This is a genomic window from Streptomyces adustus (genome assembly GCF_009377175.1).
GTDB classification, from domain to species: domain Bacteria; phylum Actinomycetota; class Actinomycetes; order Streptomycetales; family Streptomycetaceae; genus Streptomyces; species Streptomyces adustus.
In genome coordinates this window covers 1-7,739 of record NZ_VJZD01000348.1, presented here as the reverse complement: position 1 = coordinate 7,739, position 7,739 = coordinate 1, and the positions used below count along the sequence as shown (strand labels likewise).

At 73.8% G+C, this 7,739-nt stretch carries 6 protein-coding genes; 4 read left to right on the top strand and 2 right to left on the bottom strand.

The genetic code is table 11. The features are described 5' to 3' along the window. Both FNH09_RS42765 and FNH09_RS42760 read right to left on the bottom strand, forming a co-directional pair. Positions 1-959: sensor histidine kinase (locus tag FNH09_RS42765; RefSeq protein ID WP_152895262.1), on the bottom strand; the 959-nt coding region annotated here is incomplete at its 3' end. A 2-nt stretch (positions 960-961) separates the two neighbouring features. After that, positions 962-1,630, bottom strand: a complete 669-nt coding sequence (locus tag FNH09_RS42760; RefSeq protein ID WP_162469940.1) for a response regulator — start codon at positions 1,628-1,630, stop codon at positions 962-964. A 211-nt stretch (positions 1,631-1,841) separates the two neighbouring features. Between FNH09_RS42760 and FNH09_RS42755 the strand changes: the two genes are divergently transcribed. The 4 genes from FNH09_RS42755 (at position 1,842) to FNH09_RS42740 (ending at position 7,491) form a co-directional block, all read left to right on the top strand. Beyond that, a complete protein-coding gene (locus tag FNH09_RS42755; protein WP_152895261.1) occupies positions 1,842-3,077 on the top strand; it encodes a DUF418 domain-containing protein in 1,236 nt (411 codons plus the stop codon). 57 nt (positions 3,078-3,134) lie between these two features. After that, positions 3,135-3,809: a histidine phosphatase family protein gene (locus FNH09_RS42750; protein WP_152895264.1), complete on the top strand. Its 675-nt coding sequence runs from the start codon at positions 3,135-3,137 to the stop codon at positions 3,807-3,809. A gap of 236 nt (positions 3,810-4,045) precedes the next feature. Continuing rightward, entirely contained in the window at positions 4,046-5,290 is a 1,245-nt protein-coding gene (locus FNH09_RS42745; protein WP_162469939.1) for an aminotransferase class V-fold PLP-dependent enzyme, read from the top strand. 137 nt (positions 5,291-5,427) lie between these two features. Continuing rightward, positions 5,428-7,491 carry a SpoIIE family protein phosphatase gene (locus FNH09_RS42740; protein ID WP_152895260.1) on the top strand — a complete coding sequence of 688 codons (2,064 nt, stop codon included), beginning with the start codon at positions 5,428-5,430 and terminating at the stop codon, positions 7,489-7,491. Positions 7,492-7,739: the final 248 nt, after the last annotated feature.

Genomic DNA, 7,739 nt, shown 5'->3' with positions numbered 1-7,739 from the left:
GTGGGCGCCGTGTTGGTGACGATGACCCGGACGGCGTCGCCCTCATGGTGGATCCGCACCGTCGCAGTGGCGCCGGGGGCGTGTTTGCGGGTGTTGGTGAGCGCCTCCTGGACGGTGCGGTACACCGCGCGCTGGACGGTTGGCGGCAGCCCCTCGGGGACGTCCGTCGTCAGCCGTACGTCGATGCCGCTGCTGCCGACCATCTGCTCCAGGTCGGCCAGGGACGGCTGCGGGGTCAGTTCGGCGGGGCGCCCGCCGGAGGCGCGCAGGACGCTGACCATGTGGCGCAGCTCGTCGAGGGTCTGGACACTGAGCCGCCGGATGGTGCCGGCCGCCTCCTTGGCCTCCGCGTCGTGGGTGCCGACCTGGAGCGCCCCGGCCCGCACCGCGATCAGGCTGACCTGGTGGGAGACCACGTCGTGCATCTCGCGGGCGAGCTGGGCGCGCTCCCTGGCGAGGACCGCCTGGGCGGTCAGCAACTGCTCGTGGTCGCGGGCCTCGGAGATCTCGGCGAGCCGCAGCGACAGGTCGCGCCGGGTCTGGACGAGCTGGCCGAGGAAGACCGGCGCGGCCGCCGTCGCCCCGGTGTAACCGAGGGTGATGAAGGTGCTGCCCCGGGTCAGATCCAGGCCCGGGGAGGGCCACGAGCTCACGTCCCCCAGCGTGAACAGCAGGGCGCAGACGACCAGGAGCATGCGGTGCCGGGTGATCGAGGCGAGCGTGTACAACGCGATCAGCGAGGCGATGACCGCGTCGGAGAGCAGCACGGCCGGGAGGGTGAGCAGGAAGGTCAGCAGTGGCAGACGGCGCCGCACGATCAGGGCGAAGGCGGCGGCGAGGGCACAGGCCATGCGCACCCACGCCTCGGGATCCCAGTGCGCCCAGACGTCGAGCAGCGCGACCCCGGCCGGTACGCCGTCCAGCAGCACCGGGGGCAGTCGTCGCGGCACCCTCGGCATCCTCAAAGGGTGTCCCCCTCCTCCCGCAGGAGGCCGGCCCGCTGGGCGAGCAGGGCCGCCTGGACCCGTCCGCCCACCTCCAGTTTGGTGAGGATGGCGCTCACGTGGTCCTTCACGGTGCCCGTGCTCAGGTAGAGCCGGTTGGCGATGTCGGTGTTGGACAGCCCTTCGGCGATGAGGACGAGCACCGCCCGCTCACGGTCGGTGAGCCGGTCGAGACGGCCGAGGCCGCCGACGCAGCGGTCGTGGGAACCGGCGTCCAGATAGCCTTCCACCACGGTCCGGGTGACCTTGGCCGACAGTACGGTGCCGCCCTCGGCCAGGGAGCGGACCAAGAACGGCAGCTCCTCGGGGTCGGTGTCCTTGAGCAGGAAGCCCGCGGCGCCCGAGCGCAGCGCCGTCGCCACGTACTCGTCCATGTCGAACGTCGTGAGCATGGCCACGACCGGGGGGTCGGGGAGTCCGCGGAGTTCGGCCAGGACGGTCAGACCGTCCACGTCCGGCATCCGGATGTCCAGCAGTACGACGTCGGGGGCGGTCTCCCGCGCGGTGCTCAGCGCCTGGGCACCGGGCACCGCCGCGACGACCTCGATGTCGTCGGCCGTGTCGAGGATGCGCCGGAAGCCCATGCGGATCAGGGCCTCGTCGTCGACCACCAGTACCCGGATCACGCGTGCTCCACTCGCAGACGGACCACTGTCCGATTCGTACCACGTCGGCGGACGCTCCGCCCGATACCGGACCTCGAATCCCGGACCCCGGATCCGAAGGACGGATCCCTCCGGATCGGCCGACGGGCACCGCGGGACCAGCCAGTCGGCGGGGTCGTTCCGGCCATCTGCCGGATGGCTGCCGCCCGCCGGGCGCCCTCAGTCTGAACGCATGATGCACGACGCACCGGCGGCCGTGGCGTCCGCCGCGCCCCCGGCGGACGCCACCTCTGCCAGCCCGCCGTCGACGGGCCGCCTGATCGGAATCGACCTGGCCCGCGGTCTGGCCATCGTCGGCATGTTCGCCGTGCACCTGGGCCCCGATCCGTCCGTGGGCGGACCGGCCGGCTGGCTCCTGGAGGTGGCCAGCGGCCGCTCCGCCACCCTCTTCGCCGTGCTGGCGGGCTTCACCCTGGTGCTGCTGACGGGCAGGCCGCGATCCCGGACCGGTCGGGCCGGACGGCAGGCGATGGGCCGTGTGCTCATCCGCGCGGCCGTCCTGATGGCCCTCGGATACGCGTTGACCGCCCTGGACACCCCGGTCAACGTGATCCTGTCCTATTACGGGCTGCTGTTCGTCCTCGCCCTCCCGCTCCACCGGCTGCGGGCGAGCACCCTGGCCGCGATCGCCGCCGCGGGGGCGTTCGTCCTGCCGCTGGCGCTGTATCTGCTGCGGGCCGCCGTCGAGGGCGGGGACTGGTCCGACGCCGTCGTCGCCCACGATCCCCTGGCCCGGATCACCGGCACGGACGGGTTCGTCGATCTGTTCGTCACGGGTGACTACCCGGTCCTGACCTGGTTCCCGTTCATCGTGGCGGGCATGGCCCTGGCCAAGATCGACCTCACCCGGCCCCGCGCCCTGGCCAGGATCGCGGCCTGCGGAGTCGCCCTGGCGGTGGTCGGGTACGGCGGGTCGTGGCTGGCCCTGCACCTGGTGCCGGGCGCCCGGGCCGCCGTGAGCGCGGCCGTGGGAGGCGGTCCGGCCGCCTCCGCCTGGTGGTCCGACGCCGTCGGCGACGGGCCTCCCGTGCCCGGCAGGCCCGCCTGGCTGCTGGTGGCCGCCCCGCACAGCGAGACGACCGGGTCCATCGTCGGCAACACCGGCGTGGCTCTGGTGGTCGTCGCGTCCTGTCTGCTCGCCACGGCCCGTTTCGCCCGCGTACGGCGGCTCGGTGCCCCGGTGATCGCGCTCGGCTCCGTCTCCCTGACCGCCTACGTCGGCCAGATCGTCGCCATCAGCGCCTTCGGCATCAGCGAGGACATGTCCGACGCGGACTCGGCCGCGGTCCTCGTCGCGTTCGTCGCCGTGGCCATGCTCGTGGCCCTGGCCTGGACCCGCCGCTTCAGGCGCGGCCCCCTGGAGTACGCCATGCACACCGCCACCGCACCCGCCCAGCTCATCCACTAGCCGACGGTGCAGCGTCCGACCATGCGACGTGGCACGGAAGTCGAGGAGGCCAGACGAATGACGACGTGTCTGACGTTTCTGAGTGCGGCCGCCGAGGGGACCGCGCAGGTCTTCGGTGACCCGTTCCCCCTCGCGGGCGACCCGCTCCGGACTGCCTCCCCGCACCCGGGGTTCCCGCCCTACTCGCTGGCCGTGCGGGGACCTTCGGCGCGCTGCGCGCGGACCGCCGACGCCCTCGGCCTGGAGACCGTGCCCGAACCCGCCCTGCGGGACTTCGACTACGGGCGGTGGTACGGCCGCACGGTGGCCGAGGTCGTCGCCGACGACCCCTACGGCTACTCGGCCTGGCTCACCGATCCGGATGCCGCGCCGCACGGCGGCGAGTCGGTCCGCGATCTCTGCGAGCGCATCGCCCGCTGGCTGGAGCATGTGCCGTCCGACACCGACCGGGCGCTGGCCATCGTCGAACCGTCCGTCGTCCGGGGCGCGCTCGTGCATGCCTTGTCGGTACCCGCGAGAGCCTTCCGGCATCTCGACCTGCCGTGCCCGCCCGCCGTCGTCTCCCTGATCCTGCGCGCCGACGGCTGGCACGTCCGCTACGGCCACGGGACCGCGTCCGAGGTCCGGCAGGCGGTCCCGGACGAGGCGATGTCCTCAGCGCGGGCCCGCTCGGCGGACCGGCGGACGGCCGGGCGGGAGTACCTGGACGGCACCTACGGCCCCGTCGCCTGAGCGTCGCCCGGCCGCCGGAAACGGCACGGCGGGGACGACGCGGCAGGAACGGTTCGGCAGAGGCGGATCGGCCGGGGCAATGGGCTGCGCCGTGCCCGCAGACCGCACGGCGCAGCCCGCGAAGCTCGTGGGTAGGGTGTGGGCGGTCCGGTGGTCAGCCCCTGCCCGACGCGGGGCGGCCGAGCACCCGGGCCACCGCACCACGGCCGCCGAGGCCGCGAACCACGAGGAGTTCCGTGAGCGAGACCCAGGTCGTCACCGCGCCCCGCCCGCTGACGCTGGACGACGGCCGGCCCGCCGCCGCGGCCTGGTCGCTCGATCCCGGCATGCTCCACCTCAACCACGGCTCCTTCGGCGCCGTCCCGTTGGTCGCCCAGCGACGGCAGCACGAGCTGCGGGCCGAGATGGAGCGCGCGCCCGTCGTCTGGTTCCGGGACGTGACCGAGCGGATCGCCGCCGCCCGCACCGAGATCGCCGAGCACCTCCGGGTCGACGCCGCGGACCTGGCGCTCGTCCCGAACGCCAGCGCGGGTGCCAGCGTCGTGTACGCGGCCCTGGCCGCGCACCCCGGCAAGGACATCGTCGTCACCGATCACGGCTACGGCGCCGTCACCATGGGGGCCGAGCGCCTCGCCCGGCGCTGGGGCGGCAGGGTGCGCACGGCGCGCGTGCCGCTGGCGGCCGACGCGGACCAGGCGTACCGGGCGGTGATGTCCGAAGTGGACGACCGGTGCGCCCTCGTGGTCCTGGACCAGATCACCTCGGCCACCGCCCGCAGGCTTCCGGTCGAGCGGATCGCGGCCGAGCTCGCCCGGCACGAGGGCATCACGCTGCTGGTGGACGGCGCACACGCCCCCGGACTCCTGCCCGCCCCGTTGGAGGGGCTGGAACACGGCGACGCCTGGGTCGGCAACCTCCACAAGTGGGGGTGCGCGCCCCGCGGCACGGCCGCCCTCGTGGCCCGCGGCCCGCTGCGCGAGCACCTGTATCCGCTGATCGACTCGTGGAGCGCCGCCGAGCCGTTCCCGCACCGTTTCGACCAGCAGGGCACGCTCGACGCCACCGGCCCGCTGGCGGCGCCGACGGCGCTGGAGTTCGTCGAGCGCACCTGGGGCTGGGACACCGCCCGCCGCTACATGGACGAACTGGCCGACTACGGGGCCCGAGTCGTCGGTGCCGCGTTCGCCGGCCCGGCGGGGGGCGCGGTGGAGGGCGTCGACGTCGGCATGCCCGTACCGGGGATGCGGCTGGTCCGGATTCCCGAGGGGCTGGGGACCACACGGCTGGCGGCCGACGCGCTGCGCGACCGCGCCACCCTCGAACTGGGGGTGGAGTGCGCCTTCACCAGTTTCGACGGAGTCGGCTACCTCCGGCTGTCCGCGCATGTCTACAACACCCCCGAGGACTACGACCGCTTCGCTCAGGTCTGCGTCCCGGTCCTGGAGGACTGGGGCCGCGAGGCCCGCCGGGCCCGCGGCTGAGGAGCGGGACTCCCTGTGGCGCCCCGGTGACCGCGCCCCGGTGACCCGCCCTGCCCGTCGGTGGTGCCCGTCCCGAAAGGTGCTCGCGCCGGTACGGCCGAGTTGTTCGCCCCCAGGCGGAGAGGCAAGCTGAATGCATGGAGCCTCAGGGCGGGGGCGACGACGGGCGCCCGCTGGTCGAGTGGGCGTTTCGCCAGGCGTCGATGTCGTTCTCGGTCTTCGGCGTCGACCAGCGGTACCTGCGGCTCAACGACATGGCGGTCCGCCTGATGGGCATCGGGGAGGACGTCCTGCGCGGCCGGGTCTTCCCGGACGGCGTCCCGGCGGACGTGGACCAGCGGGGCACCGTGGCCGCCCTGCGCGACGTGGTCGCGACCGGGGAGCCCCGTCGCTACGAGGGCTACAACCGCGCTCCCTCCGAGGTGCACGAGCACGCCTGGAGCCTCGAGATGTGGCCCGTCCGCGACCCGGCCGGAGAGGTCTGCGCGGTCGCCATGGCCGCGTTCGACAGCAGTGAGCAGTACCGGGCCAGGCAGCGGCTGGCGGTGCTCGACAAGGCGGCCGTCTCGATCGGGACGACCCTGGACCTCGATCGCACCGCGCACGAACTCGCCGCCCTGGTCGTGCCGCAGTTCGCGGACTTCGCCAGCGTGGACCTGCTGGCGCCGGTCGTCCGGGGCGAGGAGCCGGCCACCGGTCCGCCGGACGCGGCCGTCGTGCTGCACCGGGTCGCGCACCTCTCGACCGTCGAGGGCAGCCCCGAGCCGGTCATCGGTCCCGGGGCCGTCGACACCTACCCCGCCTACTCGCCGCCCGCCAGGGCCCTGCACCTGGGACGGACGGTGCACAGCGCCAGCGGCGAGGCCGACTTCGAGCGGTGGATGGCGAGCATGCCGTCCCGGGCGAGCAGGATCAACGGGTTCGCCATCACCTCGCTGATGGCGGTGCCGCTGATCGCCCGCGACACCACGCTCGGTGTCGCCGTACTCTTCCGCTCCCGGCCGGAACCGTTCGGCGAGGACGACTTCGCCCTGGCGCGGGAACTCGCCAGCCGCGCCGCCGTCTGCCTCGACAACGCCCGGCGATACTCCCGTGAGCGCATCACCGCCCTCACCCTCCAGGAGAACCTGCTGCCGCATCGGCCCCCCAGGCAGTCGGCGGTGGACGTGGCCTTCCGCTACCTGCCGAGCGACTCGCGGGCCGGGATCGGCGGGGACTGGTTCGACGTCATCCCGCTCTCGGGCTCCCGGACCGCCCTCGTGGTCGGCGACGTGGTCGGGCACGGCATCCACGCCTCCGCGACGATGGGCCGGCTGCGTACCGCGGTACAGACCCTCGCCGACGTCGATCTGCCGCCGGACGAACTGCTGGCCCATCTCGACGACCTGGTCCTACGGCTGGGCAGCGACGAATGCGGCCACGCCGCGGGCAGCGAGGTCGGCGCCACCTGTCTCTACGCCGTCTACGACCCGGTCGCGCGGGCCCTGTCGGTGGCCAGCGCGGGCCACCCGCCGCCCGTGCTGGTGCTGCCGGACGGCGCCACGAACGTCGTCGAGGTCAACGCCGGACCGGTGCTGGGTGTGGGCGGGCTGCCCTTCGAGGCCACCGAACTGGAACTGCCCGAGGGCACGCTCGTCGCCCTCTTCTCCGACGGGCTGATCGAGGCGGCGGGCCAGGACCCGGACGAGGGCACCGACCGGCTGCGGCGCATCCTGGCCGCTCCGCACACCTCGCTGGAGGGCGCCTGCGACGAAGCGCTCGCCGCGCTGCTGCCGCGGCGTCCCGCCGACGACATCGCCCTGCTCCTGGCCCGTACCAAGGCGATGGACGCCCGCCACGTCCGCGTCTGGGACCTGGAACCGGACTTCGCCGGTGTCGCCGCGGCGCGCAAGCACGCCCTCGCGCAACTGGACGCGTGGGGGCTCACCGAGGTCGGCTTCGTCACCGAGCTCGTGGTCAGCGAGCTGGTCACCAACGCGATCCGCTACGGCTCGGCACCCGTCCAGCTCCGGCTCATCCACGACGACACGCTCATCTGCGAGGTGTCCGACAGCAACCCCACCTCGCCGCATCTGCGCCGGGCCAGGATCTTCGACGAGGGCGGCCGCGGACTCCTCCTCGTCGCCCAGCTCACCAACCGCTGGGGCACCCGGCACACGCCGACCGGGAAGACCATCTGGACCGAACAGGCCTTGAACTGAGGCATGTCGCCCCGGCCCGCGCCACGGGAGCGGTTCGCCTCCCACGCATGGCGGGGGACGGTACGGGGACGCCGGGTCGCGACGGCGTCCTCCTCGCCCGTACCCGACGGGCGCGCGGAACGGATGCGTGAGCCCTGTATGCGCCCCCGTTCGCAGGGGCAGGATACGCAGAGTCAGTGATCACCTGGCCGAGTCTCGCCCCCGGCCCCGACGACCTCGGCACGCCCCGAGCCGCCAGAGCCCCGAAG